At 63.2% G+C, this 25786-nt stretch carries 25 protein-coding genes; 13 read left to right on the top strand and 12 right to left on the bottom strand.

Features of this window, described 5'->3' with window-relative positions; genetic code table 11:
• Positions 1-17 precede the first annotated feature (17 nt).
• From AC2ETI_RS18015 to AC2ETI_RS18025, 3 genes are all read left to right on the top strand, one after another.
• On the top strand, positions 18-659 hold the full coding sequence (locus AC2ETI_RS18015; protein ID WP_020908585.1) for a TetR/AcrR family transcriptional regulator: 642 nt from the start codon (positions 18-20) through the stop codon (positions 657-659).
• 97 nt (positions 660-756) lie between these two features.
• A complete protein-coding gene (locus AC2ETI_RS18020; protein WP_020970307.1) occupies positions 757-1257 on the top strand; it encodes a nuclear transport factor 2 family protein in 501 nt (166 codons plus the stop codon).
• A gap of 25 nt (positions 1258-1282) precedes the next feature.
• Entirely contained in the window at positions 1283-1957 is a 675-nt protein-coding gene (locus AC2ETI_RS18025) for a pyridoxine/pyridoxamine 5'-phosphate oxidase (RefSeq protein WP_046378961.1), read from the top strand.
• A gap of 15 nt (positions 1958-1972) precedes the next feature.
• Here the strand turns inward: AC2ETI_RS18025 and AC2ETI_RS18030 are convergent, their stop codons facing one another.
• The gene (locus tag AC2ETI_RS18030; RefSeq protein ID WP_283301934.1) at positions 1973-2281 is read right to left on the bottom strand and encodes a hypothetical protein; all 309 of its coding nucleotides are present in this window, start codon (positions 2279-2281) and stop codon (positions 1973-1975) included.
• A gap of 55 nt (positions 2282-2336) precedes the next feature.
• On the opposite strand from AC2ETI_RS18030, the gene AC2ETI_RS18035 reads away from it, so the two are divergent.
• A complete protein-coding gene (locus tag AC2ETI_RS18035; protein ID WP_483634184.1) occupies positions 2337-2528 on the top strand; it encodes a hypothetical protein in 192 nt (63 codons plus the stop codon).
• A 92-nt stretch (positions 2529-2620) separates the two neighbouring features.
• Here the strand turns inward: AC2ETI_RS18035 and pnuC are convergent, their stop codons facing one another.
• Both pnuC and AC2ETI_RS18045 read right to left on the bottom strand, forming a co-directional pair.
• Positions 2621-3271, bottom strand: a complete 651-nt coding sequence (gene pnuC, locus AC2ETI_RS18040; RefSeq protein WP_019744670.1) for a nicotinamide riboside transporter PnuC — start codon at positions 3269-3271, stop codon at positions 2621-2623.
• On the bottom strand, positions 3271-4875 hold the full coding sequence (locus tag AC2ETI_RS18045) for a peptide chain release factor 3 (protein WP_135000451.1): 1605 nt from the start codon (positions 4873-4875) through the stop codon (positions 3271-3273). The genes pnuC and AC2ETI_RS18045 overlap by 1 nt, the downstream gene beginning before the upstream one ends.
• A gap of 353 nt (positions 4876-5228) precedes the next feature.
• On the opposite strand from AC2ETI_RS18045, the gene AC2ETI_RS18050 reads away from it, so the two are divergent.
• Positions 5229-6863 carry a fatty acyl-AMP ligase gene (locus AC2ETI_RS18050; RefSeq protein ID WP_031331014.1) on the top strand — a complete coding sequence of 545 codons (1635 nt, stop codon included), beginning with the start codon at positions 5229-5231 and terminating at the stop codon, positions 6861-6863.
• A 3-nt stretch (positions 6864-6866) separates the two neighbouring features.
• On the opposite strand, the gene pth is transcribed toward AC2ETI_RS18050, so the two are convergent.
• Entirely contained in the window at positions 6867-7439 is a 573-nt protein-coding gene (gene pth, locus AC2ETI_RS18055; RefSeq protein ID WP_003946229.1) for an aminoacyl-tRNA hydrolase, read from the bottom strand.
• 105 nt (positions 7440-7544) lie between these two features.
• Positions 7545-8153: a 50S ribosomal protein L25/general stress protein Ctc gene (locus AC2ETI_RS18060; protein WP_020908579.1), complete on the bottom strand. Its 609-nt coding sequence runs from the start codon at positions 8151-8153 to the stop codon at positions 7545-7547.
• 290 nt (positions 8154-8443) lie between these two features.
• On the opposite strand from AC2ETI_RS18060, the gene AC2ETI_RS18065 reads away from it, so the two are divergent.
• Positions 8444-9649 carry a GAF domain-containing protein gene (locus AC2ETI_RS18065; protein ID WP_019744666.1) on the top strand — a complete coding sequence of 402 codons (1206 nt, stop codon included), beginning with the start codon at positions 8444-8446 and terminating at the stop codon, positions 9647-9649.
• Here AC2ETI_RS18065 and AC2ETI_RS18070 read toward each other — a convergent pair.
• Together AC2ETI_RS18070 and AC2ETI_RS18075 are read right to left on the bottom strand one after the other, a co-directional pair.
• The gene (locus AC2ETI_RS18070) at positions 9646-11106 is read right to left on the bottom strand and encodes an FAD-dependent oxidoreductase (RefSeq protein ID WP_021345102.1); all 1461 of its coding nucleotides are present in this window, start codon (positions 11104-11106) and stop codon (positions 9646-9648) included. The genes AC2ETI_RS18065 and AC2ETI_RS18070 overlap by 4 nt on opposite strands.
• Before the next feature lie 82 nt (positions 11107-11188).
• A complete protein-coding gene (locus AC2ETI_RS18075; RefSeq protein WP_483634185.1) occupies positions 11189-12370 on the bottom strand; it encodes an aminotransferase class V-fold PLP-dependent enzyme in 1182 nt (393 codons plus the stop codon).
• A 14-nt stretch (positions 12371-12384) separates the two neighbouring features.
• On the opposite strand from AC2ETI_RS18075, the gene AC2ETI_RS18080 reads away from it, so the two are divergent.
• The 5 genes from AC2ETI_RS18080 (at position 12385) to egtD (ending at position 17981) form a co-directional block, all read left to right on the top strand.
• Positions 12385-13659, top strand: a complete 1275-nt coding sequence (locus tag AC2ETI_RS18080) for an APC family permease (protein ID WP_400819623.1) — start codon at positions 12385-12387, stop codon at positions 13657-13659.
• A 78-nt stretch (positions 13660-13737) separates the two neighbouring features.
• A complete protein-coding gene (gene egtA, locus AC2ETI_RS18085) occupies positions 13738-14961 on the top strand; it encodes an ergothioneine biosynthesis glutamate--cysteine ligase EgtA (RefSeq protein ID WP_060939772.1) in 1224 nt (407 codons plus the stop codon).
• The gene (egtB, locus tag AC2ETI_RS18090; RefSeq protein WP_483634186.1) at positions 14958-16265 is read left to right on the top strand and encodes an ergothioneine biosynthesis protein EgtB; all 1308 of its coding nucleotides are present in this window, start codon (positions 14958-14960) and stop codon (positions 16263-16265) included. Before egtA ends, egtB begins: the two co-directional genes overlap by 4 nt.
• Before the next feature lies 1 nt (position 16266).
• Positions 16267-17013, top strand: a complete 747-nt coding sequence (egtC, locus tag AC2ETI_RS18095) for an ergothioneine biosynthesis protein EgtC (protein WP_020908572.1) — start codon at positions 16267-16269, stop codon at positions 17011-17013.
• A complete protein-coding gene (gene egtD, locus AC2ETI_RS18100) occupies positions 17010-17981 on the top strand; it encodes an L-histidine N(alpha)-methyltransferase (RefSeq protein ID WP_133727865.1) in 972 nt (323 codons plus the stop codon). Before egtC ends, egtD begins: the two co-directional genes overlap by 4 nt.
• Positions 17982-17993: 12 nt before the next feature.
• Here egtD and AC2ETI_RS18105 read toward each other — a convergent pair whose 3' ends face one another.
• Entirely contained in the window at positions 17994-18338 is a 345-nt protein-coding gene (locus AC2ETI_RS18105) for a DUF4288 domain-containing protein (RefSeq protein WP_400819633.1), read from the bottom strand.
• Positions 18339-18597: 259 nt separating this feature from the next.
• Here AC2ETI_RS18105 and AC2ETI_RS18110 point away from each other — a divergent pair, with 259 nt between their 5' ends.
• Positions 18598-19974, top strand: coding sequence for an HNH endonuclease signature motif containing protein (locus AC2ETI_RS18110; protein WP_483634187.1), 1377 nt, complete (start codon positions 18598-18600; stop codon positions 19972-19974).
• 108 nt (positions 19975-20082) lie between these two features.
• Positions 20083-21288 (top strand): PQQ-dependent sugar dehydrogenase, encoded by a 1206-nt coding sequence (locus tag AC2ETI_RS18115; protein WP_483634188.1) that lies wholly within the window; start codon positions 20083-20085, stop codon positions 21286-21288.
• A gap of 3 nt (positions 21289-21291) precedes the next feature.
• On the opposite strand, the gene AC2ETI_RS18120 is transcribed toward AC2ETI_RS18115, so the two are convergent.
• The 4 genes from AC2ETI_RS18120 to AC2ETI_RS18135 all read right to left on the bottom strand — a co-directional run bounded on the left by AC2ETI_RS18120 (position 21292) and on the right by AC2ETI_RS18135 (position 25714).
• Positions 21292-22179 carry a cyclase family protein gene (locus tag AC2ETI_RS18120; RefSeq protein ID WP_483634189.1) on the bottom strand — a complete coding sequence of 296 codons (888 nt, stop codon included), beginning with the start codon at positions 22177-22179 and terminating at the stop codon, positions 21292-21294.
• Positions 22179-23759 (bottom strand): SLC13 family permease, encoded by a 1581-nt coding sequence (locus AC2ETI_RS18125; RefSeq protein ID WP_047888908.1) that lies wholly within the window; start codon positions 23757-23759, stop codon positions 22179-22181. Before AC2ETI_RS18125 ends, AC2ETI_RS18120 begins: the two co-directional genes overlap by 1 nt.
• 78 nt (positions 23760-23837) lie before the next feature.
• Positions 23838-24494, bottom strand: a complete 657-nt coding sequence (locus AC2ETI_RS18130; RefSeq protein WP_308215574.1) for a hypothetical protein — start codon at positions 24492-24494, stop codon at positions 23838-23840.
• A gap of 239 nt (positions 24495-24733) precedes the next feature.
• Positions 24734-25714 (bottom strand): ribose-phosphate diphosphokinase, encoded by a 981-nt coding sequence (locus tag AC2ETI_RS18135; protein WP_019744654.1) that lies wholly within the window; start codon positions 25712-25714, stop codon positions 24734-24736.
• Between the last annotated feature and the right edge of the window lie 72 nt (positions 25715-25786).

Raw genomic sequence — 25786 nt, forward strand, 5'->3', positions numbered from 1 at the left:
GTGGCAGGCTGAGCAGAATGCAAACCGGAAAGAAGACGGGGCGGCCGCCGACGTTGTCGACAGTGGACATCGTCGAGGCCGCCCTGGCTGGTGATCTGAGTGAATTGACCATGCCGAGTGTGGCAAAACGTCTGGGCGTCAGTCATTCTGCACTTTATCGCTACTTCGCGGACCGTGAAGCGCTGCTGCGGGCTTGCGCGGATCACGTTGTGCGTCAGACTGTATGGCCGGACACGGATCGTCCGTGGCGTGAGTTTCTGAAGGATTTGTGCGACGTTCTGTGGTCCTCGTTCGAGCGCTATCCAGGTCTAGCCCAGGTCGGTCTCGCAGTTCCGGGCACGCCACCGGCGATAATCGAGATCGTGGAGAAACTGGTCGGTTCGTTGACTGCGCAGGGTTTCACACCACATGACGCGGTCCTGGCGGTGGACTTCATCTCCGAGGTGACCATGACGCAGTTCGCAATGATGGCGGCGATGGACAAGACCGTGAGCTCCGCGGATTCGCGTTCTGCGCGCCAGGCGTATCAGGAGAGTTGGAATGCGTCGGAGTCGTTGGTCGAGGGGATCGGCGACGAATCGACGTGGCACGGGCGAGGTTGGTTGGACGAGAAGATCACGATCATGCTCGACGGCCTGGAAAAGCGTGTTATCGGCTGACATTTCTACTAGCTTTGAGAGTAATGCCCGTTTCGGCGTGATACAGGCTAATGTGCACACATAGGACGGGTGGTTGCTGCACCGGGAGGCGGGGATCATGGATCTCGAAGCGATTGTTCTCATCCAAAGACTCAAGTACCGATACGCACGCGCCTTGGACACCAAATCGTGGGTCGAATTTGCCGACACTCTGACCGTCGACGCCACCGCGATCTACGGAGAACAACTCAGTTTCGATTCCCGAGATTCGTTCGTCTCCTTCCTCGAGAACACCCTCGGATCACACGTCATCACCGAACATCAGTGCGGGCAACCCGAGATCGACGTCGATGGAGACACCGCAACCGGGATCTGGTGCCTCGCGGACACTGTGGTGATCCCCGAAGACGGCATGCTTCTTCGCGGATCGGCCTTCTATCACGACAGATACACCCGCTGCAGCGACGGTGAATGGCGAATCTCCCACACGAGCTACGAGCGAACCTGGGAATCGGTGGTGGCGCTCGCCGACATGCCGAGTTTCCGATTGACGTCCAACAAGTGGGCACTGCTGCAGCAACCGTCGTTCGGCGACTCGGTAGTTCGCAACGTCTCCTGAGGCCGCCCGCGATTAGAGTCGGCTCATGGTTGATGCAGATTTTTCGCTGCCTGACGTACGGACGTGGATTCGCGGTATCCCCGCACTGACCGGAACTCCGCCGCCCGCGCCTGAACATTTTCCGGAAAAGCCGGGAGAGCTGTTCCTCGACTGGCTCCGTGCGGCCGTGGCCTTCGGCGTCGTCGAGCCACACGTATGTGCGCTCGCGACCGTCGACAGTGACGGTATGCCCGATTCCCGCTTCCTCATCCTCAAGGACGTGACCGAGGGCGGGTTCTGGTTTTCTGGTTCAGCTGCTTCGCCGAAAGGCATTGAGCTGAAAGAAAATCCGCGAGCATCGCTCGCCTTCTACTGGCGTGAGACGGGCCAGCAGGTCCGGATCCGCGGGTTGGTTCGCGAGGGCGACGACGCACTTCGAAGCCGAGACTTCGTCGAACGCTCCGTCACTGCGAGAGCGGTGGCGACCGCAAGTAAGCAGAGCGAGGTGCTCGAAGACTTAGGGGCGTACGACGCCTCGGTGGCGGCTGCGGAAGCAAGAATCAGTGACGACCCAGGGTTCGTGTCGAAGGACTGGCGTGCGTGGTGCCTCGAGCCGGAGTCTGTCGAGTTCTGGCAGGCAGACTCCGGGCGTCGGCATCAGCGATGGTTGTACCGGCGCGGCTCGGACCGAGCATGGACACGAGCAGTGCTGTGGCCCTGAACAGCTGGGTCGAGCTCAGCTGGCGCTGATCTCCGGCGACACGAGGTTGACGACGATCGACTGTCCACCGAGCTTGGCGTGGATTTCGGGATGTTCGAACCCCGAGGACAACAGGTAGCTGCCGAGCATCGTGAGCAACTCGTCCAGATCCATCGTGGGATCGGAGGAATGCGTGCTCGAGGGTGAGGCCTGATTCGCGATGAGTTCGGTGTGGGTGAGTCGACCGGCCACTCGAACGGCGGCTACACCCATCGCGTCGCGCCGTACGACGGTGCGACTCCGAGTCTCGAGTGTCCTCGATGATTCGCGTGTTGAAGCTGGCACTGAAAGGTCCTCTCCGCTGCTGTGTGCGGCCGTGGTTCGGGTAGGAAGCGGAAACGTGAATGCATCCGATTGCTTGGGTGCGGTCGACAGAAAATCCGCTGTGGCGGTGGCACTGCTGGAACCGTTGCTCGTGGAAAGGTTGCTCGCAGAACCGTTACCCGTGGGAAGGTTGCTCGCAGAACCATTACTCGCGGAACTACTGGCTCTCAATCCGTTGCCGGAACCGTTGGGGCCCGTTATTCCGTGAGAATTCTTGTCTTCCATTGTTCGCTCCTGATGCCCGTAAACAGACCGCTGGTTTGCTTAATCGACGCAAACATACCAGGAGTCTGTTTACTGTTACACCCCTTGTGGAGTTCGGCGTTGAATGCGCAGCCACATCGCGAAGCCCCACAGAACGAAGAATGCATAGACCAGATAGAGGATCGCCGACGGGTAGTACCCGGCCCGGAATAGAAGGGGAACGCCGACAGCGTCGACGCCGATCCAGATGAGCCAGAACTCGGTCCAGCCGCGTGCCATCCCGTACGTCGCGAGGATCGAGCCGGTGAAGATCCAGGCCTCCGCCCACGCTCCGTACGAGCCGAGAAGGTCGAAGATCCAGGCGAAAGCGATTGTGCCGCTTGCCATGACGGCGATCATGGCGACTCGCTCGCGAGTTGTCGCCCAGTGGGGCAGGACTGCGCGACCGGAGTCACGTGCCCCACGTCGCCACTGGGTCCACCCGTAGACGCTGACGGTGATGAACAACAACTGACGGCCGGCCTGGCCGTAGAGATTGAGCTCTTGCGGCGTGTGGAAAAGTGCGCCCATGAAGACCGTGAACAACAAGGCATTTCCGGCTATACCGACAGGCCACGCCCATACCGAGCGTCGTGCGCCCGCGATCGCGGAGCCTATTCCGAACGCGTTTCCGATGATCTCTCGCCAGAGAATCGTGGCGCTGCCGATGTGCAGTTCAGCGTCGAACAGCGCCTCGATCAGGCTCATCAGTCCGCAGCAGCGACGAGGGGTTCGAGCGTCAGATCCGGGAGTTCCTTCTGGATGTACTGCAGGCGCCACTTGTCACTGACAAGGGCGAGCAGGACACCGTCGGATCGGGTGAAGACCTCCACACCGCGCTGACGGTTCAGTTCGACCTCGGACGCGGCGTCGGTACGGCGGGCCAATGCGTAGCCGAGAGGTTCCATCTTGGCCTCGACGTTGAACTCGGCCTTCATGCGCGCTGCGACGACCTCGAACTGCATCGGGCCGACAGCAGCCATGACGGGGGAGGCGTCGCCGCGGATGTCGTTGCGGAGAATCTGGACGACGCCCTCGGAATCGAGTTGATCGACTGCACGGCGGAACTGCTTGTACTTGCCGGCGCTTTCGGCGCGCAGGATCGAGAAGTGTTCCGGCGCGAACGACGGGATCGGCGGGAACTCAACCTTCTTCTCGGTGTACAGCGTGTGGCCGGGTGCGAGTGCGGTGGCGTTGACGAGGCCGACGACGTCGCCGGGGAACGCGGATTCGACGGTGGAACGTTCACGGCCGAATACCGTCTGCGCGTACTTGGTCGTGAAGGGCTTGCCGGTTTGAGCATGTGTGACAACCATGCCGCGCTCGAACACGCCGGAGACGATGCGCATGAACGCCAGACGGTCACGGTGCGCGGTGTCCATACCGGCCTGCACCTTGAAGACGACCGCACTGAACGGATCGGTGACCTCGCGCGGCTTGCCGCTGAGGTCTTCGCGGCCCCGCGGCGGCGGCGCCAATTCGACGAGAGTGTCGAGGATCTGGCGGACACCGAAGTTGAGCATCGCGGACGCGAAGATCACCGGGGACGTCTGACCGGCGAGGAACATCTCCTGATCGTGGTCCTGGCCGGTAGCGGAGAGCAGTTCACTCTCCTCTGCCGCGGTCTCCCACTCGGAGCCTTCCTTGGCGAGCGCCGCGTCGGCGTCCATGACCTCTTCGGGGGCGATCTTCGCGCCGCCTGCGGTACGGGTGAAGCGGACGTACTCGCGAGCCTCACCGTCTTCGCCGCGCCGCAACAGTCCTCGGAAGTCGCCGGCGATGCCGACGGGCCAGTACAGGGGAGTGGGCGTGAGGCCGATGCGTTCGCTGATCTCGTCGAGCAGTTCGAGAGGAGTCTGGCCGGGACGGTCCCACTTGTTGATGACCGTGATGACCGGAATGCCGCGGTGACGGCACACCTGGAACAACTTGAGGGTCTGCGGTTCGAGGCCCTTGGCAGCGTCGATGAGCATGACGGCTGCGTCGACGGCGGTCAGGACGCGGTACGTGTCCTCGGAGAAGTCGGAGTGACCGGGGGTGTCGACGAGGTTGATGACGTTGATCTGCTCGTCCGGGGTCTCGGACGAGTGGTAGTTGAACTGCAGTGCGGTGGAACTGACGGAAATGCCGCGGGCCTTCTCCATCTCCATCCAGTCCGAGACCGTCGACTTGCGTCCGGCCTTGCCGTGGACGGCACCAGCCTCGGAGATCTTCTTCGCGTGCAGTGCCAGCGCTTCGGTGAGTGTCGACTTACCGGCGTCAGGATGCGAGATGACGGCGAAGGTGCGGCGACGCTCCGCCTCGGCGGACAAGCCCTTGGTCGTCGTCGTGACCGCGACCGACCCGCTCTCGGTTGAATCGGGGCCTTCGGTGTCGGACTGGACAGTCGAGTCGGAAGGGACGGTCGAGTCGGACGGGGTAGTCAACGAAGAACCTCTCGAAGTGGGCGTCGGTGCCGGCGACGTGCCGGTGCGCGGACAGGTGGAGAGTGCGGCAGCACAACAGAGAAAGGATACTCGCAGACCACGAGGCAGTAGCCACTGCGGCGTAACACTCGGCGAAGGATCGCTGATTATCAATGTATGTGTGTGTTCGAACACACAGCCATTTGTGTCCTGCGAAGAGTTGCACTGAATCGAAGAGTGACACTGACCGAGGAGTTGCGTTGAGCAAGTTCACCGAAGAGATGTACGCGACCGCCGCAGTCACCGACCGCGGCCTGGTGACGGGAGAGCCCGACAACGCTTTCCGTCAGACCTGGGGCGACATCCACCAGGAAGCTCGGCGCATGGCCGGTGGCCTGGCCGAGGTCGGCATCGATCGCGGCGTCGCGATCGGCATTCTCGCCGGACAGCCCGTCGACATCGCGCCTGCCTGCCAGGCGACGTGGATGCGCGGTGCGTCGGTGACGATGCTGCATCAGCCGACCCCCCGAACGGATCTGGGCGTCTGGGCTCAGGACACCGAGACGGTGATCGACATGATCTCCGCAAAAGCCGTCATTCTGGGTGCACCATTCGACGCGGCCAAGCCGCTCCTAGAAGAGCGAGGCATCACCGTCGTGACGGTGGACGAGCTTCGTAGCGGAACGTCGATCGATCCCGTGGAGACGGCTGAATCGGATATCGCACTCCAACAGTTGACGTCAGGTTCCACCGGTTCGCCCAAGGCCGTGCAGATCACGCACGAGAACTTCTACACAAATGCGTACGCGATGATCAACCGCATCAAGTTCTCCATCGAGGACGACGTGATGGTGAGCTGGCTTCCGCTCTTCCACGACATGGGCATGGTCGGCTTCCTCACGGTTCCGATGCAGGTGGGCGCCGAGGTCATCAGCATCACGCCGATGGATTTCCTGCGCACCCCGGTGCTGTGGGCGGAACTCATGGGCAAGTACGGCGGAACTGTCACCGCCGCACCGAACTTCGCGTATTCGCTCTTGGCTCGTCGACTCGCACAGGCAGAAGACGGGGCAGTCGACCTGTCCAGCGTCCGATACATGTGGAACGGCGCCGAACCGGTGGATCCCGACACGATGGATGCCCTCGCCGAGGCCGGTGCGCGTTTCGGTTTGAACCCGACCGCGCTCGCTCCCGTGTACGGAATGGCGGAAACCACGCTCGCCGTGTCGATTCCGGATCCCGATCAAGGTCAGGTCCTCGACTACGTCGATCCCGACTTCCTCGAGTCGATGTCTCGGGCGGTGCCGTCCAATCGCCCCAACGCTCGTGCCCTCGCCACACTCGGAAAGATGGTGCCTGACCTCGAGGGACGCATCGTCGACCGCGACGGCCAGGTGCTTCCGGCCCGCGGCGTCGGAATCATCGAGGTTCGCGGCAAGGCAGTGACCCCTGGTTACGTCACCGTGGAAGGTCACAAGCCGGCGCAGGACTCCGACGGTTGGCTCGATACCGGTGACGTCGGGTACTTCACCGAAGAAGGACTGGTCGTGGTGTGCGGGCGAGTCAAGGACGTCATCATCATGGGCGGCCGGAACGTGTACCCCACAGACATCGAACGGGCGGCCGGAAGCGTTGCCGGTGTGCGCCCGGGAAATGCCGTCGCAATCCGTCTCGATGCCGGCCAGAAGCGTGAGAGCTTTGCGGTCGCCGTCGAGACCAACGCTTTCGAAGATCCGGAAGAGGTCAAGCGCATCGAGCGCGAAGTGGTCCACGCCGTGGTTGCCGACGTCGGTGTCCGACCTCGCGCCGTTGCGGTTCTGGGCCCCGGCAGTATTCCGAAGACGTCGTCGGGAAAGCTCCGCCGCGCCAATTCGGCTGCCCTGCTGGGTAACTGACTGTCAGTGCAAGCGGTTCTGTGCGGCTTCGAGCCCGAGTTCGAGCAGTAGCTCGACTGCATCCGCAGCTTCTTCGCACACGAGATCGAGTTCTTTTCGCTCCGTGGACGAGAACGGCTTGAGAACGTAGTCCGCCGGGTCCATGCGGCCCGGCGGGCGACCGATCCCGACGCGCGTGCGCAGGTAGTCCTTGGTGGTCAACGAACTCGAAATGGACCGCAGACCGTTGTGTCCGCCTTCGCCGCCGCCGAGTTTGAGTCTGATGGTCCCGAAATCGAGATCCAGTTCGTCGTGGACGACGATGATGTTCGCGGCATCGACCGAGAAGAATCGCGCGAGACCGGCGACCGCGCCACCCGAGAGATTCATGTACGAGCGTGGTTTCCCGAGAATCACGCGTCGGCCGGCGAGGCGACCTTCGACGATTTCGGCGCCACTCTTCTTGTGTACGTTGAACTTTCCGCCCATGCGCCCGGCAAGGGTGCCGGCGACCATGAAGCCGACGTTGTGCCGGGTCTTCTCGTACTGCGGGCCGGGATTACCCAGGCCGATGACGAGGGCGGTATCTGTGCTCAACGGACGCTACTTTCTGGCTTGTTTTTCCTGCTACGCACGAACGGCGCGTCACTCCGAATCGGAATGACGCGCCGCGCGCAGTGAGTTCTGTTGGAACCGAGAGGATCAGGCCTCTTCTGCAGCCTCGTCGGCGGCGGGAGCTTCTGCGCCCTCTTCGAGGTCAGCCTCGGTCGGTGCAGCAACGACGTTGACGATCAGGGTGTCGGCGTCAGCCTGCAGGACGGAGCCGGCGGGCAGTTCGAGCTGGCTTGCCAGGATCTGGGTGCCGATTTCGAGGCCCTCGACCGAGACCTCGATCTGTTCGGGGATGTGGAGGGCGTCTGCCTCGATGGAGATGGTCGATGCATCCTGCGCGACCATGGTGCCTGCAGCAGCGTCACCGACGACTACGACGTGAACGTCGATGGTGACCTTCTCGCCCTTCTTGATGACGAGGAGGTCAGCGTGCTCGATGTAGCTGCGGATGGGGTGCACGACGACCGACTTGGTCAGTGCAACCTGCTCCGTGCCCTCGATGTCGAGGGTGAGGATGGCGTTGGTGCCCTGTGCGCGGAGGATGCGAGCGAAGTCGCGAGCCGGCACGTTGAGGTGGCGGGGATCTTCGCCGTGGCCGTACAGAACCGTGGGGACCTGGCCGTCGCGACGTGCGCGGCGAGCTGCGCCCTTGCCGAATTCGGTGCGGACGACGGCGACGAGGTTGTTTTCTTCAGACATGATGAAACGGCTCCTACAACTCACGGGGTTCGTGCTCGGTTTACTGACGTGTGGTTTTGCCTGCGGCAAGGCGGACAGGCGCGCACACGGCCAGGAGCGAAACGCTCGAGCTGAGCCGTAGCCGCGTCGATCACGGTAAACCTGCAACGTGTGGAACTGCTGCGATTCACCCTCGCCGAGACAACTTTGGATACGTTACCGGAGTTTGCTCCCCGCCGCTAATCGCAGGTGGTGGGGACCTGGCCGTGTGGACGTGGTTCGCGTCACATCGAAAGCGGTAGCCTGACGGAGTGACCACCGTGGGGAGCGCTCCCGAAGGCAGTCGGCTCGGTGCCGTCGTGCCGGGTACCGACCTGTCGCAACATGCGCGCCTACTGAGCCGGGTGCACGACGCAGTTCTCTCGGGGCAGGAACCACCGGCGCAGCCGCGGACCGTCGTGGCGCGGTCGTGGTCGCGGGTGGCTGCGGGTGGGCTCGCGCCCGATCATTGCGGCGCGTCCGCTGTCGCCGATTTCTCCGAGTTGGAGTCGAGGCGTTCGCGTACCGCGCTGCGCAGCGTTCTGCCCGAACTGAGAACCACGCTCACCGAGGTCGCCGAGGACGCGGGCTTCATCGTGGTCGTTGCCGACGCCGACGGTGTCCTGCTCTGGCGCGAAGGGGCGAAGACCGTCAAACGTGCGGCGGACGCACTCGGGTTTGCCGAAGGCGCGCGCTGGTCGGAGCAGTCGGTGGGTACCAACGCGATCGGTACCGCGCTGATCGAAGATTCTGCGGTGCAACTCTTCTCGGCCGAGCACTATGCGCCGACGCATCACAATTGGTCATGTACCGGCTCACCTGTGCACGACCCCCGGACAGGCGAGATCCTGGGTGTGGTGGACATCAGCGGGTCAGCAGCCTCGGTGCATCCCACCACTGTCGCGCTGGTTCGCACCGCGGTTCGCCTCGCGGAGGCGACGCTGTGGCGCGAGCATGCAGCTCAGCTCGATCGCCTGCGCTCGCGGGCGGCGCCATTGTTCGCGGCGGGCACGGGTCCGGCATTGGTGGTCGACGAGTTCGGCTGGGTGGCCGGCGCCAGCGGGATTGCCGCGCCTGACCGGGTGGCGGCACCCAGTGCGGGAAAGCCCGTCATCGTGCCAGGTCTCGGGATGTGTCTGCCTGAGCCGCTCGGTGACGGCTGGCTGTTGCGCACCGGCGTCGGCGGGCCGGTGATCGAGCTCGAGCTGTCGCTCGGTGCATCGCCGCAGGTGACGGTGCGTGGTGATGCAAACTGGACGCGCGCGCTTTCGCCGCGTCACGCTCAGATCTTGCGTGCGCTGGCAGCCGTGGGATCGGCTGGCGTGGATGCCGCAGGCCTGAGCGAAGTGCTCTTCGGTGATCGCGAGCATGTAGTGGCAGTGCGCGCCGAGGTGTCCAGATTGAGGAAACACCTCGGCGCGGTTCTGCAGACTCAGCCGTACCGCTTTGCCGACGGCGTGCGGGTTGTGGTGACCTAGCGCGCTGCGCTGATTCCGGCACGACGTCCGAAGAAGCTGCCGTCGCCGAGACTGGTTCCGCTGGCGTAACCACCTGCGCAGACACCGGACGTGCAGCGCCCCGCTGCGAACAGTCCGGGGATCGGCGCACCCGAGACGTGCAGAACCTCGGAATCGACGGTTGTCTTCAATCCTCCCAGCGTGAATCCGCCTGTGCGGCCACGTAGATCGATTGCCGCGAACGGGCCGACGATCGGCTTGACCCACTCGGACTTCTTGCCGAGCACCGGGTCGGACCCTTCAGCCGCGTGACGGTTGTAGAGGTCGACGGTCGATTGCAGCGATCCGGCGGGAAGCCCCATCTCGGCTTCGAGTTCCTCGACGGTTTCCGCCACCCAGGTCGGCTGCGCCCGCAACTGCGCACTGGACGATTCGGCATTCATGCCTTCGTCATACGCAGCTTCGTCGATCACGAGGAATGCCTGGTTGTCCTGCTGGAACAGTGTTGCCTGTCCGATGCGGCCCGGGTAGGTGTCTTCGGGGATGTATCGCTGACCACGGCCGTTGACAAGAATGCCGCGCACCATCAACTGTGGGTCGCAGAAGAACGCGACCTCGGTGGCGTCCATGTGTGCGGTGTCGGCGCCCAGGGCCTGACCGATCTGGATTGCGCGGCCGTCGTGCGCTTCGATCGAGGCCGCCGGGTGGCCGAAGATACGCGGTGCGTTCGAGCGCACCATCTCGTTGTTGTACGCGAAACTGCCCATCGCAAGCACGACGCCTTTGCGGGCACGAATCGCGACGTCCTTGCCGTAGCGCTTCGCGACAACTCCCACGACCCGATCGCCGTCGACCACCAAAGTCTGGACACGCAGATCGTATTCTGCACGGACACCGAGCTTTTCGGCCGTCTCGACGAGTGGCTTCATCAGCATGTAGCCGCCGCCCTGCTCGCCGGTCTTCTTCTCGCTCATCTGCGGGACGTGTCCGCGAGGCGCGGGATCGACGAGCGCGTTGAACGGTGCGGCGTTTTCGCCGCCTGAGTACATGAGGCCGTCGTCGTACGGCGGTTCCCAGCCGGGCTGACCCCAGAACGATTCCTTGAACGGGACGCCGGCGTCGACGAGCCAGTTGTAGTGATCGACGCTGCCCTCGCAGTACGCGTCGATCTTCGTGTCGTCGGTTCCGGGGCCGAGCGCTGCCTTCATGAACGTCTTCATGTTCTCGACCGAGTCCTCGAACCCGCACGCCTTCTGCAACGGCGTTCCACCGCCCAGGTAGATGAATCCACCAGCCAGTGACGCGGCTCCGCCCCAACCGCCCGTCCGCTCCAGGACGAGCACCTCGGCGCCCGCACGCGCTGCTTCGATCGCAGCGGTGACGCCGGCGATGCCGTATCCCGCGACGACGACGTCGGCCTCGTAGTCCCAGGTGGTGATGTCTGCAGCGGAGATCGGTCTGACGGTCGGGTCGGCCATGCGAAGCGTCCTTTCGGAAGACGAAACTACTGATCGCCACACAGTTGCAGTTTCGACTTCCGCGGATCAGGCGTGGTCCCGGTCAACGGGAGGTTTGTAATCTCCTGACCGCGCTAAGGAATGCGTCCAGGTCCGCTTCGTCGACGAAGTAGTGCGGCGATGCGCGAACCACGGCGTCGAGCCCGCGTGCATCCATGTCGAGGAGCGTGGACCCGCGACCGCTGACGGTGACGGTGATGTTCTGTGCTGCAAGCTGATCCCGCACGAGGTGCTCGGAAATACCTTCGACGGTGAAGGAAACGACGCCGCTCAGCTGGGTCCCTCGATCGTGGACGTCGACTCCGGGAATCGATGCCAGCCCTTGCCGCAGCGCGACTGCTCTGGATTCGATCTGTGCCCACACCGTGTCGGTGCCGATCGAGAGCAGATAATCGGCGGCGACGCCAAGACCCAGGCGCGCAGCGACACTCGTCTCCCAGAGTTCGAATCGTGTTGCGTCCGGTGCAGGGACGAAGCTGTTCTCGCTCGTCCATTCCGCTCCGTGCAGGTCCATCGCAGCAGGTTCGAGCGCGTCGACGAGTCCGGGGCGGACGTACAGGAATCCGGTTCCGCGTGGCCCGCGGAGCCACTTGCGGCCGGTGGCGCTGAGGGCGTCGATGCCGAGTTCGGTGACGTCGATGGGCAACTGGCCGAAGGACTGGCACGCGTCGAGCAGAACGAGAGAGCCATGGGCTCTGGCCAATTCGACGACCTCGCGGACGGGGTTGATCAGGCCGCCGTTGGTGGGGACGTGGACGACGGAGACGAGGCGAACCCGATCGTCGAGCATGTTCTCGAGTGCGTCGAGGTCGATGCGTCCGTACTGATCGCTCGGGATGATCTCGACGTGGGCGCCGGTCGAACGCGCCCGACCCAGCGCGGCGATGGCGTTGCTCGCGTATTCGACTCCGCTGATGAGGATTCGATCACCAGGTCCGAGCGAAACCGAAGCGAAGAAGTCGTTCCACGCGCGGGTCGCGCTGTCCGTCAACGCGATATCGGTTGCCTGAGCGCCGATGACCCGGGCCAGCGAATGCGGAACAGCAGCCAGGGCGCCGCTCTGACGAGCAGCTGCGACGTATCCGCCGACGTCGGCTTCACGTCGTAGGTGCTCGATCATCGTGGTCAGCACAGGCTCGGGTGGGAGCGAGGATCCCGCGCTGTCGAGGAACACCTTGTCGAGGCATCCGGGAGTGTCGCGGCGGATCGTGTCGAGATCGAACATGGCACCTTCCGTTCATGTCGGTGTGGTTCAAACTACCTGTGAACGAAGCTGTCCCGATGGAGCGAAGACTGGGCACGTCCGATGCCGTGGTGATCGGCCTCGGCGCGATGATCGGCGCCGGAGTCTTCGTGGTGTTCGCGCCCGCTGCCGCGGTGGCCGGTACCGGGTTGCTTGTGGGCCTGGCGATTGCAGCGTTCATCGCATTCTGCAACGCGACGTCGTCGGCGCAGCTTGCGGCCAGATACCCCACGTCAGGTGGGACCTACGTCTACGGACGTGAGCAGCTCGGACCCTGGTGGGGGTTTGCCGCAGGCTGGTCGTTCGTGATCGGGAAGACCGCGAGTTGCGCGGCAATGGCCCTGACTTTCGCGACGTATGTTGCGCCTACCGCCTGGCGTGTTCCCGTCGCGGTATTGGTGGTGGCGGTGCTGGTTGCAGTCAACTACCGCGGAGTGACACGGACGGCGCACATGGCCAGGGTGATCGTCGCTGTGTCGGCGACTGCACTGTGCGTAGCGCTGCTGGTTGCCGTCGTCGGTCCTGGTGCAGTGCGCGAGCTCCCGGATCTCGCGTTCGGGTCGTGGTACGGAATCCTGCAATCGGCGGGGCTGCTGTTCTTCGCCTTCGCCGGCTACGCCAGGATCGCGACGCTGGGGGAGGAAGTGCGCGATCCGCGCCGCACGATTCCGCGGGCGATCCTGATTGCTCTCACCGTCGCCGTCATCCTCTATGCACTGGTAGCAGTGGTGCTGTTGGTGACGTTGGGACCTGATCGGCTGGCGAACTCGGCACGGCCCTTGGCCGATGCAGTGGGCGCGACCGGGTGGAACTGGGCAGTTCCCGTAGTGGTGATCGGTGCCGCGGCGGCGTCGGCGGGGGCGCTGCTGGCTCTGATCGCGGGGGTGAGCCGTACGGCGATGGCGATGGCACGCGAGCGTGATCTGCCGGTTGCCCTGTCGGCCGTCCACCCACGGTTCGAGGTACCTCACCATGCGGAACTTGTGGTCGGTGCTGTCGTGATCGTTTTGGTGTCGACAACCGATCTTCGTGGGGTGATCGGCTTTTCGTCGTTCGGAGTGCTGCTCTACTACCTCGTCGCGAACGTGAGTGCGTACAGCCAGCGCGGGGTGGACCGGATGTATCCGAAGTGGCTGCAAGCGGTCGGCGCGGCTGGTTGTGTCGTTCTGGTGGTCACACTTCCGTGGATTGCGGTTGTTTTCGGGGTAGGTGTTGTTCTGGCCGGTTGTGGGTACCGGTGGATACGACTGAAGAAATTCAACGACACGTAACACCACAAAGGGTGCATCTCGGACGTTGGCGTTCTATCGTCGGTAGCGACCGCGAAGACCGCCCGAAGGGGAAGTCGAATGGTGACAGCAGCGTTGACAGCAGCACAGACCACGCAGGTGGATTCGCGTCCTGCGGCCGAGGCCTACGTCGGTGGTGTGTGCTTCAAACAGGGGCCACCCCGCTTGGTAGGAGCTGAGCTCGAGTGGCTGACCAGCCACGTTCCCGGTGGAGAGAGGCCGTCAGCCGCGACTCTGGCAAGGGCACTCGGGCGACATGCACCCACCAGTATCGACCCGGATTCACCGGCGGCACCGCTTCCGCGTGGCAGCCTCGTCACCGTAGAACCTGGCGGACAAATAGAACTCTCCTCAGCGCCGCGCACGTCCGCTCGCGAACTGTGTGACTGCCTCGACGACGACCGTCGTACTCTCGAAACACTCCTCGCGCCGTACTCCATCGAAATCAGTTCGGCGGCGGCCGACGTCGCCCGCCCACCTTCCCGGATTCTCCGGCTGCCGCGTTATTGCGCAATGGAATCCCGCTTCGCCGGGATAGGACCGTACGGCACCTTGATGATGTGCAATACCGCGGCAGTACAGATCAGTGTCGATGCCGGCGGCAGCCCGGAGTCCATCGCCCAGCGTTGGCGGCTCCTCGGGGACATGGGCCCGGCTCTCATCGCAGCGTTTGCGTGTTCTCCACGCTTGCAAGGGGTTCCGAAGGGAGATTGGGCGTCCCAACGCATGCGGACGTGGCTCGAACTCGATTCCTGGCGAACGGTCGCAGTCCCGGAAGTGCAGGACTACGCCGGCTGGGCGCTCGATGTTCCGCTGATGTGTGTGCGAAACGAGGGTGACGATTGGACGGCTCCGCGGGGTGCCACTTTCGGAGACTGGATAGACGGCGCTGTGGATGCCGAGATCGGACGCCGACCCGTCTGGGCAGACTTGGACTATCACCTGTCCACGCTGTTCCCGCCGGTTCGCGCCGTCGGGCATCTGGAGGTTCGCTACATCGATGCGCAGCCGGGAGATCTGTGGCGAGTACCGGTAGCAGCGATCGACGCGTTGCTGTCCGGGCCTGCCGTGATGAGGGAGGCCAGTGATGCTGCAGCATCTACGGCCGGGCGGTGGCGAGACGCGGCGGAGTACGGATTGGACGATGTCGAACTGCGTTCGGCTGCAACCTCTCTGATGTCGCTCGCCGCGTCGTACGCGCCAGAGCCGCAGTTCGTTCGTCTTCTCGATGCCGCAGCCGAACGGTGTTGTCGCGCAATCGTGCCCGGTGAGAGCGACACATGACGGGGGAGATCACCAAGGAAGCGGTCGAGGCCGTACTTCTGCGAGCGCGTGAGCGGTCGACGCTGCTCACCGACTGCGTCGACGATACCGAATTGATCGCTCAGCATTCCCCGTTGATGAGTCCACTCGTGTGGGACCTGGCGCACATCGGTAATCAAGAGGAACTCTGGTTGGTGCGTGATGTCGGTGGCCGCGATCCGGTGCGTAGCGACATAGACGAGCTGTACGACGCTTTCAAGCATTCGAGATCGTCGAGACCCACACTTCCCCTGCTCAACCCGGCCGAGGCGCGCGAATACGTACGTACGGTCCGTGGGAAGGTCTGGGATGTGCTCGAAGCCAGCACGTTCGGTCGTACAGAACTCGACGTGGACGGTTTTGCCTTCGGGATGATCGCGCAGCACGAGCAGCAACACGCCGAGACCATGCTCGCGACCCACCAATTGCGTTCGGGGCCCACGGCACTCGTTGCGACTCCCGCTCCGCAAGCGGCCCGCATGCCGGAACTCGACGAGGTCACCATCGCGGCCGGCCCCTTCGTCATGGGGACCGACGACGAACCGTGGGCACTCGACAACGAGCGCACTGCGCATCAGGTCTATGTCACCGACTTCGCGATCGACAGATTCCCGGTCACCAACGGGCAGTTCGTCGAATTCATCGAGGACGGCGGGTATTCCCGACCGGAACTGTGGTCTCGCGACGGTTGGCGGCATCGCGTCGACGCGAAACTTCGTGCACCCCTGTTCTGGGAACACGACAGTTCGGGTTGGTGGCACGAGACTTTCGGCGTCGAGGCTCCGGTTCCGCCGGACAAGCCGGTCGTGCATGTGAGCTACTACGAGGCCGAGGCCTACGCCAGCTGGGCAGGCAAACGGCTTCCCACCGAGGCGGAATGGGAAAAGGCCGCGCGCTGGGATCCGGAATCCGGAAGATCACGACGGTTCCCGTGGGGGGACGCGTCCGCAGACGAGAATCTCGCCAATCTCGGTCAACGCCATCTCGGCCCCGCCGGCGTCGGTTCTTACCCAGCAGGGGCGTCAGCAGCGGGTGTCGAGCAGTTGATCGGCGACGTATGGGAGTGGACGTCTTCGGGTTTCCATCCGTATCCGGGTTTCCGGGCTTTCCCGTATCGGGAGTACTCGGAGGTATTCTTCGGCGGCGACTACAAGGTGTTGCGAGGGGGATCGTTCGGGACCGACAGCGTTGCCTGTCGTGGGACGTTCCGTAACTGGGACCATCCGATCAGGCGCCAGATCTTCTCTGGTTTTCGTTGCGCCAGAACGATTTCGGGTAGACCCTGACATGTGTCGGCACCTCGGGTATCTCGGGCCGCCACGTTCGGTTCGTGAACTCATCCACGACGGCGAGAACTCACTGATGCGACAGTCGTGGGCACCTCGCGAGATGCGTGGCGGCGGGACCATCAATGCCGACGGATTCGGTGCGGTGTGGTGGAACGGTGGAAGGCAGGGACGGTACCGCAGTATCTCGCCGATCTGGTCGGACCCGACAGTCGACGAGACGTTGTCCCACATCGGTTCCGGAGCCGTCCTCGCCGCCGTGCGTTCCGCGACGGAGGGGATGGCCGTCGAGATCGGTGCCTGCGCACCGTTCGTCGACGGAACCTACGCCTTCAGTCACAACGGAGCGGTATCCGGTTGGCCTGGATCACTTGCCGACTTGGCGGCAGAAGTTCCGGCCGTCGAACTGCTGAAGATGCCCGCCCCGACGGATGCTGCCTTGTTGTGGACAGTGCTTCGGCATCGGTTGAAGTCGAAGCCCGCGGAGGTCGCCGTGACGAGCCTCGTTCACGATGTGGCGGCGGCGGCGCCGGATTCACGATTGAACCTCCTGTTCGGCGACGGGCAGGAACTGTGGGCCACGGCTTGGGGCCACACGTTGTACACGCGGGTCGACGAGTCGCGGGCCCTGATCGTTTCCGAACCGTTCGATCGATCCCCGGACTGGGAGCAGGTGCCGGACCGGCACATCGTCTGCGCGCGTCCCGGCCATGTGATCATCACCCCGATCCCGATGGGAGAAAAATGAAAACCCCTACGCTCGAGGTTTATCTGACACCGGCCGAATCGGTCGACGCACTGCGAGCCGAGGCCAGGGAAGGGCTCAGCGCAACGCCGAAGTGGCTCTCGCCCAAATGGTTCTACGACGCGCGTGGAAGTGAACTGTTCGAGGAGATCACGGCCTTACCCGAGTATTACCCCACCCGTACCGAACGCGGCCTTCTCGCTCGGTACGCCGACGAGATCGCGGCGTTGACCGAACCCGAGATCCTGATCGAACTGGGTTCAGGTTCCTCGGAGAAGACGCGGTTGCTCCTCGACGCGATGACGGCTCGCGGAACTCTGCGAATGTATGTACCGCAAGATGTTTCGGTGACGGCCCTCGAAGGCGCGGCGCAGCAAGTCGGTGCCGAGTTTCCCGGAATCGACGTGCTCGGAGTGGTCAGCGACTTCACCGGTTCGCTGCATCATCTGCCCGGTGGTGGACGGCGCGCGGTCGCTTTTCTCGGCGGAACTCTCGGTAATCTCGTTCCCGCAGAACGAGCCGAGTTCCTCTCGGGGATCGCAGCGGTGCTCGCTCCGGGGGAGAACCTGATCCTGGGTGTGGGATTGGTGATCGATCCGGCGGTTCTCGTGCCCGCCTACGACGACGCTGCCGGCGTGACTGCCCAGTTCAACCTCAACGTTCTCGCGGTCCTGAACAAGCAACTGGGAGCGAACTTTCCCTTGGAAGACTTCCGTCACGTCGCGCTCTGGGATGCCGAGAACCAGTGGATCGAAATGCGGTTGGAAGCACTTCGTGAACTCTCGGTGCATATCGACGACCTGGATCTGGAGATCACCTTCGCGGCGGGCGAGCAGCTGCGCACCGAGATCTCGGCGAAGTTCACCGAGGACGGGATTGCCGCGGAGCTCGCGTCCGCGGGCTTCGGGGTACGGAAGGTGTGGACAGATCAGGATCAGCGCTTCGCGTTGTTGTGCGCGCAGCGGGCGTGAAGCGAGCGCATGTCAGCGGATGCTGTCTCCTCCTAGAAGTGTCTCAAAAGTTCTGTAGGCGGCAATATTTGAGAAGTGTCGAGAGTAGAGATCGGCGGTGCCAGTATGGACAGCGTCGGACACCGGCGCAAGATCCACGAGATGCGCGAGTTTTACATAGGACTGGTCATCGCTCGCGCCGAGCGGATACTCCTGCTCGCCGGCCTTGCGCTCGAATTTTGACTGCGCCTCAGCGGGGTCGCCAGCCCAGATGAGATAACAGTCCTCTCGGTAGAAGCACCCGACCCCGTCATTCTTCCCCAACTCGAATATCGCTATGCCGAAGTACGGTTGATCTCGTGTCGGATGCTGAGTCATGCGATTGAACGTAGTGACATCGGAGCGCAAAAGGTATCGGTGAATACCCCGGGATTCCGCAAAACTTGTCGGAGGGCGCCCGTAGAATCGCTCATATGTTCGAATCGAAGACTTCCGCGGGCGCGCTGTTTCGGCAGCATGCGGAAATCGCGCGCGCCCACTTCCTCGAGATCGATGCGGTCACTGCGCTGTACTTGGACCGTTGTGAGGAGGATGCCGCGGTTGGAGTCAATGAGGCTTTTCGGGGCAATTCGCGCACGTGGAGATCGCTTCGATACTGAGCATTACGGAGTACGCCGCGCAGAAAATGATTGCACTGGGATGTGACCTGCGCTGGCGACTTCCGCGGGTGGCGGCCGCTTTTGCTTGCGGTGACATCGATCTGGCCAAAGCGACGGCACTGTCCGAAGCTCTCGCCAACGTTTCCGAGCACGCGCTCGATGAGATCGAGCGCCTCCTCGTGGACGGTGCCTGCCGTGCAACCGGTAACAAGTTGAAGGCGCGCGCACGAGGTCTCATTGCTCGGTACGACCCTGATGGGGTGCGTGCCAGGCGAGTTCGCGCGGAGGCGGATCGGGACGTTCGAACGTGCGCGTCGCACGACGGTATGTCGACTCTGGACGGAATGCTTCCAGCGGTCGGCGCTCAGACTTTGGCCACCAGGCTCCGAGCGATGTCGATGCAGGTGTGTGGTTCCGATCCGAGAACTTTCGGGCAACGTCGTGCCGATGCACTGATCGCATTGGCGGAAGGAAAGACGTCGTTGGATTGTCAGTGCGACGGCGATTGCACCCGTAGGGATGATACGAAGACCTCCGCGCTCCCGATTGCGACAATTCTTGTGGGTGTCAACGCTTCCACCCTGCTCGGATTCGACGACCTGCCAGGCTATTTGCAGGGGTACGGCCACATCGATGCCGACCTTGCGCGCGCGATCGCCGCGGACGCCACCTGGCAGAGAGTCCTCACCCTTGCACCGTCCGAGGTGCAACATTGTTCGACTGCGGGGGCAGTCGGACCGGTGCTCGGCGTGGGTCGGTCGATGCGCTCACCGGAGATATTGCCCGCTGCGGCAAGGGATAATCGCTCGAGAAGGAACAGTGGTTCGCGGCGCGGTGAATCCACGTACCAGCCGTCCGCGGCGTTGGCGACGATTGTAAGGACGCGAGACGGTACGTGCCGCTTTCCGAATTGTGTTGTGCGTTCGGATAGTTGCGATATCGATCACACGGTGCCGTTCGATCACGGCAACCCCGCTCAGGGAGGGCCTACTGCAGAACGAAACTTGGCCTGTCTGTGTCGAAAACATCACCGACTGAAGACGTTTGGCAGGTGGACAGTGAAGCAAATCGGAGGTGGTCTTCTGGAGTGGAAAGATCCGTCAGGACGACGAACGGTTACCGCGCCCGTAGGCCCATTCTGTGACCCGGAACCGAGAGTGCCCGACGCGGCGAGACTGCATTTGACGGACGACGATGCGCTGGAACGACGTTTCGGACTTCGGGACAGGGGAGCGGAAGCGGATCTCGAATACCTCCTGGACTGGAGTGTGCCCGGCTGGCGGAAGGCACGATCTGCATCAAGACGTAACGCGTCCCCACTGGCGAACGCCTTCCCGGAGTTTGCCGACTTCTGAAGGGGTTTCGTTTCTCCTGTGGCCTGCGGGTATAGCGAGAGGGCCCGAAAAATGGTGTTTGTCTGTTTATAGTGAGGCGCAGAACGGTTTCCGACCCGAGGAGAACGCGTGCGTCATCCGAAGCTCGCCGCATTGACCGTGGCCCTGACTGCAATACTGGTGATGCCGGTAACGCAGAGCGTGGCTCAACCCTTCCCCTTCGACCCCGGCAGTTTCGGCAACGGAAGCACCGGATCGCTGGGCGGTGACGACCCGGACATCCCCATCGAGAACACCCTCCCGCAGCTGTCGGTCACCACACTCGTCGACGGACTCGACCACCCCTGGGACGTCGTGGCAGCCCCGGACGGCGCGATCCTGACCGGGGAACGGTCCGGCGGATTCTTCGTTCGCCGAGGCGACAACACGACAGGTCCAGTCTCTGCTGACCTTTCGGATCTCTACGCTCAGTCCGAAACCGGGCTCATGGGCATCGCGCTTGCCCGTGACTTCGCTCAGTCGCGCACCCTCTACACCTGCCAGGGATTCAGCGCTGGGGGAGTCACGGACGTTCGAGTGATCTCGTGGACCGTCGACGCCGGATGGACCGCCCTCACTCGAACCGGAACCGTATTGCCAGGAATCCCGGTCTCGTCCGGGCGTCACGGGGGTTGCCGAATTCTGGCGGCCCAGGACGGAACGCTGTTCGTCGGGACGGGTGACACCGCGACGCCGAGCGTTCCGCAGGATCCGAATTCGCTGGGCGGCAAGGTCTTGCACATCAATGCCGACGGATCTCCAGCAGGGGGGAATCCGAATGCAGGCAGCCCCGTCTACACGCTCGGGCATCGCAACGTCCAAGGCTTGGCCGTGCAACCTGGAACCGGCCGGGTCTACTCGGTTGAACAGGGCACAAGCGTCGACGACGAAGTCAACCTGCTTACCCCCGGCGGAAATTACGGCTACCGCCCGGATCGGCTTCCCGGAACGTACGACGAATCCGTGCCGATGACCGATCCCGTGCGAGTGCCGGGAGCAATTGCGGCGGTGTGGCGTTCGGGTAGCTCCACGTTGGCTACCGCCAGCGCTGCCTTCACGGGCGGAGCGGCGTGGGGCGCCTGGGACGGTGCACTCGTAATGGGTGGTCTCAAGAGCAAGGAACTGATCTTCCTCCGCCTCAGTGCCGACGGACGCTCGGTCGACGCGCAGACCTTCGGATTGGTGAACCAGTTCGGGCGCTTGCGCTCGGTGACTCCGACGCCGGACGGCTCGCTCCTGGTGACCACCGACAACGGAGCAGGCGACAAGGTGCTGCGGGTGACGCCAACGCCCTGATCTTCAATACCAGGCGATGACCCGGCACGGACCACCCGAACCACCCGCATGCGTCGGCGCTCCCACCATCACCGTGGCGCCGACGGCCGGGAGTGCGGACAGGTTCGCGAGGGCTTCGACTGCGTACTTTCCTGAGCCCAAAGCGCTTCGGTGAGCCCCGTGGGTGGTGCTTCGGCCCCCGTCGATGCTGAGGGTGTCCGAACCCACGGCCACTATGTCGCGCTCGCGGACGAGGAAGTCGATCGCTTCGGGGGCGAATCCCGGAGTGTGTTGCACGCCGTGTACATCTCGATTCGTGAAGGAACCACCGGCACCGGCCCGAGTATCCCAACCCGAGTTCATCGCAACCAGGCTGCGAGGAGAGATCTTCCCGTGGACGGCTTCCCAATCGAGGATGTCCTGGAGGGTGAGCAACGAGTCAGGGTCGACGGCGGCTCGGACGCTGATATCGACGACCGCAATCGGTACGACGAGGTCGGCGACCGGAATCTTCTCGACGGTGATTCCGTCCGCACTGGCGTGCGCGGGCGCGTCGATGTGCGTACCGGTGTGTTCCTCGAGGCGGAGTTCGTTGAGGTAGAAGTTTCCGCCGAAACCAGCGGACCCGAGCGAGCCCATGGACCCGCCGGCGTCGGCGATCTTCGCCAGGTTCCTCATCTCGAACGAGCGCGCGCCCGGCCACACCGGGAAATCCGGGGTCAGTACATGGGTCAGATCGACGATGGTCCGACCCGATGGCGCTGCCGACGCAGTGGGCTGCACCGCGCCGGCCACGACGGTCGCGCCGAGCGCAGTAGTGCCGAGCGCCGCGAACATCGATCGTCGGCTGACTTTCCTGCCCTCTCGTCCGATCGATTCGTAGACCTCCGACAACACCTTCGGTGAGCACATCAGAAACTCCAGATCACTGGGATCAACACCGTCGCAACTACCAGGAACCACAACAACATCGGGAGTCCGAGCTTCCAGTAGTCGCCGAACTTGTATCCGCCAGGTCCCATCACCATCATGTTCGCGGGAGTGGCGACGGGTGTCAGGAAGGAGGCTGCGGCAGCGACAGTCACCGTCATCAGAAGGGGCAGCACCGAGATATCGAGTTCGCCGGCGACCGAGATGGCGATCGGCGTGATGATCAGCGCGGTCGCGGTGTTGCTGATCAGCTGACCCAGCGTCGCCGTCACGACGAAGAGTCCGGCGACGACGACATACGGGCTTGCACCACCGACGACGTCGACGAAGGCATGAGCGAGTTTCTCGGCTGCGCCGGTCTGCTGGATCGCGGTCGAGAGCGGGATCATTCCGCCGACGAGAATCAACGTGGTCCACGAGATGGACCGATGCGCTTGCTCCACGCTGATCACTCGTAACAAAACCATTGCACACGCCGCGAGGAGTCCGGCTATCGCCGACGGTACCAATCCGAAGGTCAACATCACGACCATCGCCGCGACGACGACGAGGGCGATGACCGCACGAGTTCCCAACGGCGCTGCCTGCTTACGGATCTGACCAGGTGCGTCGACCACGAGGACGTTCGGATCGACCGCGGTGTGCGTGTCGAGATCGTCCCAGCTGCCTTGCAGGAGGAGCGTGTCACCTGCCGCCAACTTGACGCCCTTCGGGCCGCAGTCCTCACCGGCACGCTGGACCGCGAGGATCACCAGATCGCCACTGTCGGTCACCATGCCGGGAAAAGCCCTGTCGCCGATCATTTCCGAGCGCGGCGGGATTATCACTTCGACCACACCGTCGTGCTTGGTGATCAAGGGCTCTGCGGACGGCGCATCCCTGCCCATCAACTGATACTGCTTCGCGAGGGTCTTGGCGTGCCGGCTCAGGTCAGGCGACATCGACGTCCCCGCACGATGGGGGAGGACGTGAGGACCGAGAAGTACGGCGATCGCGATCGTCCCCAATACGAGCGGCGCACCGACCAAGGTGAAACTGAAGAACCCGAAAGCACCGGCCCCGGATTCCTCGGCGGCTTCGGAAACGATGATGTTGACCGGTGTTCCGGTCAAGGTGAGCATCGAACCGGCATGGGCGGCAAATGCCAACGGCAGAAGCAGTTGTGACGTCGACTTACCGAGACGCACTGCCAAGACGACCACCATCGGCACCAACGCGGCTACGGCTCCGTTGACGCTGATCAATGCGGTCAACGCGGCAACCAGCAACATGATCGCACTCAAGAGACGGACTCGGGATTCACCGACTTTTGCCAGCAATTTCTCGCCCGCCCACGTGGTGACACCGGTGGCGTCGAGGGCTTCGCTGACGACGAAGAGCGCGGCGATGAACACCACCGTGGGATCGCCGAATCCGGCAAGCGCCTGCTCCATCGTGATGACACCGGTGGCGTAGAGCGCCAGGGCAGTGCCGATCGCGATGATGCCGACCGGGATTCGGCCGATCACGAACAGCGCCACGACCAGTGCAAGCACGACAAAGGTGATGGTGATGTCATTCACGATTCGTAAAGGTACCTGCTCATACAGAACGGCCCCGTCTCGCAAGGGAGACGGGGCCGTGGGACGGACGCGAAGGAATTAGTTGGAGGCGGCGATGCGAGCCTTCTCGAGAGCGGCCAGCGTGCGAAGAACCGTGGCCTTCTGCTTGTTGAGATCGCTCAGTCGCGCGCGCGCCGGCAACCCTTGTGCGAGTTCGGCGACCTTGATCTGCTCGTCGATCGAACCGAGCTGATCGAGAAGCCCTAGGACGCGAGCCTGGAGCGTGTCGATGTCCACGGTGTCCGTCTTGACCGGAGCGGCAACGCGCGTCGCTGTGCCCGTGCTGGCGGGGCGGGAAGCCCGTGTGGGTGACGTGTCGGCGACAACCGTTGCGGCACGGGGTCGAATTGCCTTGCGAACGGCGGCCGCATCGGGAAGGACGTCCATGCGGATCTCGTTCAGAACTCGGCGAGCCTCGCGAGCGTTGACGCGGTACTCGCGTTCTTCGTCGTCGTCGGACTGCAGCGTGCCGCCGAGCGGGCGCAGACCGTACATACCGAGGAAGCGCTTCGCGTCGTCGATGATGCCTTCGTTTTCACGACATTTTCCACAGCGGGGTTCGTTGCGGAACATGTCCACGGAGTTGTCGTCTCCGCACCAGACACAAGATCCTGGGCGCCACCGCCGGATCGTCGGAACTGATGAATTCAGGGAATGAGATTCGGGCCGGGATTCCAGGGTTTGCGCGTCGATCACGACGAGCCACACTAGGCGAAGATTGCGGCGCGGTGAACACCGCCCCAACATCGACCTGGGTTTCTGGTCGTGGGCGTGATCAAGATCATGCTGAATGCCGTATTCGGTGGTATTCGTGTGTCCCACAGGTGGTTTCATGATGACCGGGTGGTCTGTTTCTGTGGTGTTCACGAAGACGACGACGGGCGCGTACCAGTGACCGTGAAGTCACAGGTACGCGCCCGTAGAACAGCGTGAGACTAGGCGCTGCCGTTGAACAGCGAAGTCACAGAACCGTTCTCGAAAACTTCCTTGATGGTGCGAGCCAGCAGCGGTGCGATGGACAGCACCGTCAGCGTCGGGAACTTCTTCGACTCGTCGATCGGAAGTGTATTGGTGACAACAACTTCCTTTGCGCCACACGTCGACAGACGCTCGGCAGCAGGGTCGGAGAGGACGCCGTGGGTTGCAGCGATGACGACGTCACCCGCTCCGGCCTCCTTGAGTACCTTGACCGCGCCGGCGATGGTTCCGCCGGTGTCGATCATGTCGTCGATCAGGATGCAGGTGCGACCTTCGACATCACCGACGACGCGGTTGGACTTGACCTGGTTGGGTACCAAGGGATCGCGCGTCTTGTGAATGAACGCCAGCGGCGCTCCGCCGAGCGAGTCGGCCCACTTCTCGGCGACACGAACGCGGCCCGAGTCGGGGGAGACCACCGTGATGTTCTCGAGGTTGTATCCCGCGCGAATATGGTTGGCCAACTGGCTGTGTGCGTGCATGTGATCGACGGGGCCGTCGAAAAAGCCCTGGATCTGATCGGTATGAAGGTCGACCGTGATGATGCGATCGGCGCCGGCAGTTTTGAGCAGGTCAGCGATCAGGCGAGCGGAGATCGGCTCGCGTCCGCGGTGCTTCTTGTCCTGGCGGGCGTACGGGTAGAACGGGAGAACGGCAGTGATGCGCTTTGCCGATCCACGCTTGAGAGCGTCGATCATGATGAGCTGCTCCATCACCCACGTGTTCAGCGGTGCCGGATGACTCTGCAGGACGAACGCGTCGGAGCCGCGAACCGACTCTTCGAATCGAACGAAGATCTCACCGTTCGCGAAGTCGCGCGCGGTCTGCGGGGTGACGCGGATGTCGAGTTCCTTCGCCACCTGCTCCGCCAACTCGGGATGTGCGCGACCCGAGAACAACATCAGGTTCTTCTGGTTGTCGATCCAATTCGCAGTCACTGGTTCATGCCATCCTTTTGTACTTGCCGGTCGATCTGGTGGTGATCTGTGCTGTCAGGTCGTGCAGGGCTG

Source organism: Rhodococcus sp. MurmanLake-1 (assembly GCF_056945715.1).

Coding starts and splice junctions, on each gene's coding strand:
- AC2ETI_RS18015 (WP_020908585.1), top strand. CDS start 18: ATGCAAACCGGAAAGAAGACGGGGCGGCCGCCGACGTTGTCGACAGTG.
- AC2ETI_RS18020 (WP_020970307.1), top strand. CDS start 757: ATGGATCTCGAAGCGATTGTTCTCATCCAAAGACTCAAGTACCGATAC.
- AC2ETI_RS18025 (WP_046378961.1), top strand. CDS start 1,283: ATGGTTGATGCAGATTTTTCGCTGCCTGACGTACGGACGTGGATTCGC.
- pnuC (WP_019744670.1), bottom strand. CDS start 3,271: ATGAGCCTGATCGAGGCGCTGTTCGACGCTGAACTGCACATCGGCAGC.
- AC2ETI_RS18060 (WP_020908579.1), bottom strand. CDS start 8,153: ATGTCTGAAGAAAACAACCTCGTCGCCGTCGTCCGCACCGAATTCGGC.
- AC2ETI_RS18070 (WP_021345102.1), bottom strand. CDS start 11,106: ATGGCCGACCCGACCGTCAGACCGATCTCCGCTGCAGACATCACCACC.
- AC2ETI_RS18075 (WP_483634185.1), bottom strand. CDS start 12,370: ATGTTCGATCTCGACACGATCCGCCGCGACACTCCCGGATGCCTCGAC.
- AC2ETI_RS18080 (WP_400819623.1), top strand. CDS start 12,385: ATGTCGGTGTGGTTCAAACTACCTGTGAACGAAGCTGTCCCGATGGAG.
- egtA (WP_060939772.1), top strand. CDS start 13,738: ATGGTGACAGCAGCGTTGACAGCAGCACAGACCACGCAGGTGGATTCG.
- egtB (WP_483634186.1), top strand. CDS start 14,958: ATGACGGGGGAGATCACCAAGGAAGCGGTCGAGGCCGTACTTCTGCGA.
- egtC (WP_020908572.1), top strand. CDS start 16,267: ATGTGTCGGCACCTCGGGTATCTCGGGCCGCCACGTTCGGTTCGTGAA.
- egtD (WP_133727865.1), top strand. CDS start 17,010: ATGAAAACCCCTACGCTCGAGGTTTATCTGACACCGGCCGAATCGGTC.
- AC2ETI_RS18105 (WP_400819633.1), bottom strand. CDS start 18,338: ATGACTCAGCATCCGACACGAGATCAACCGTACTTCGGCATAGCGATA.
- AC2ETI_RS18120 (WP_483634189.1), bottom strand. CDS start 22,179: ATGTGCTCACCGAAGGTGTTGTCGGAGGTCTACGAATCGATCGGACGA.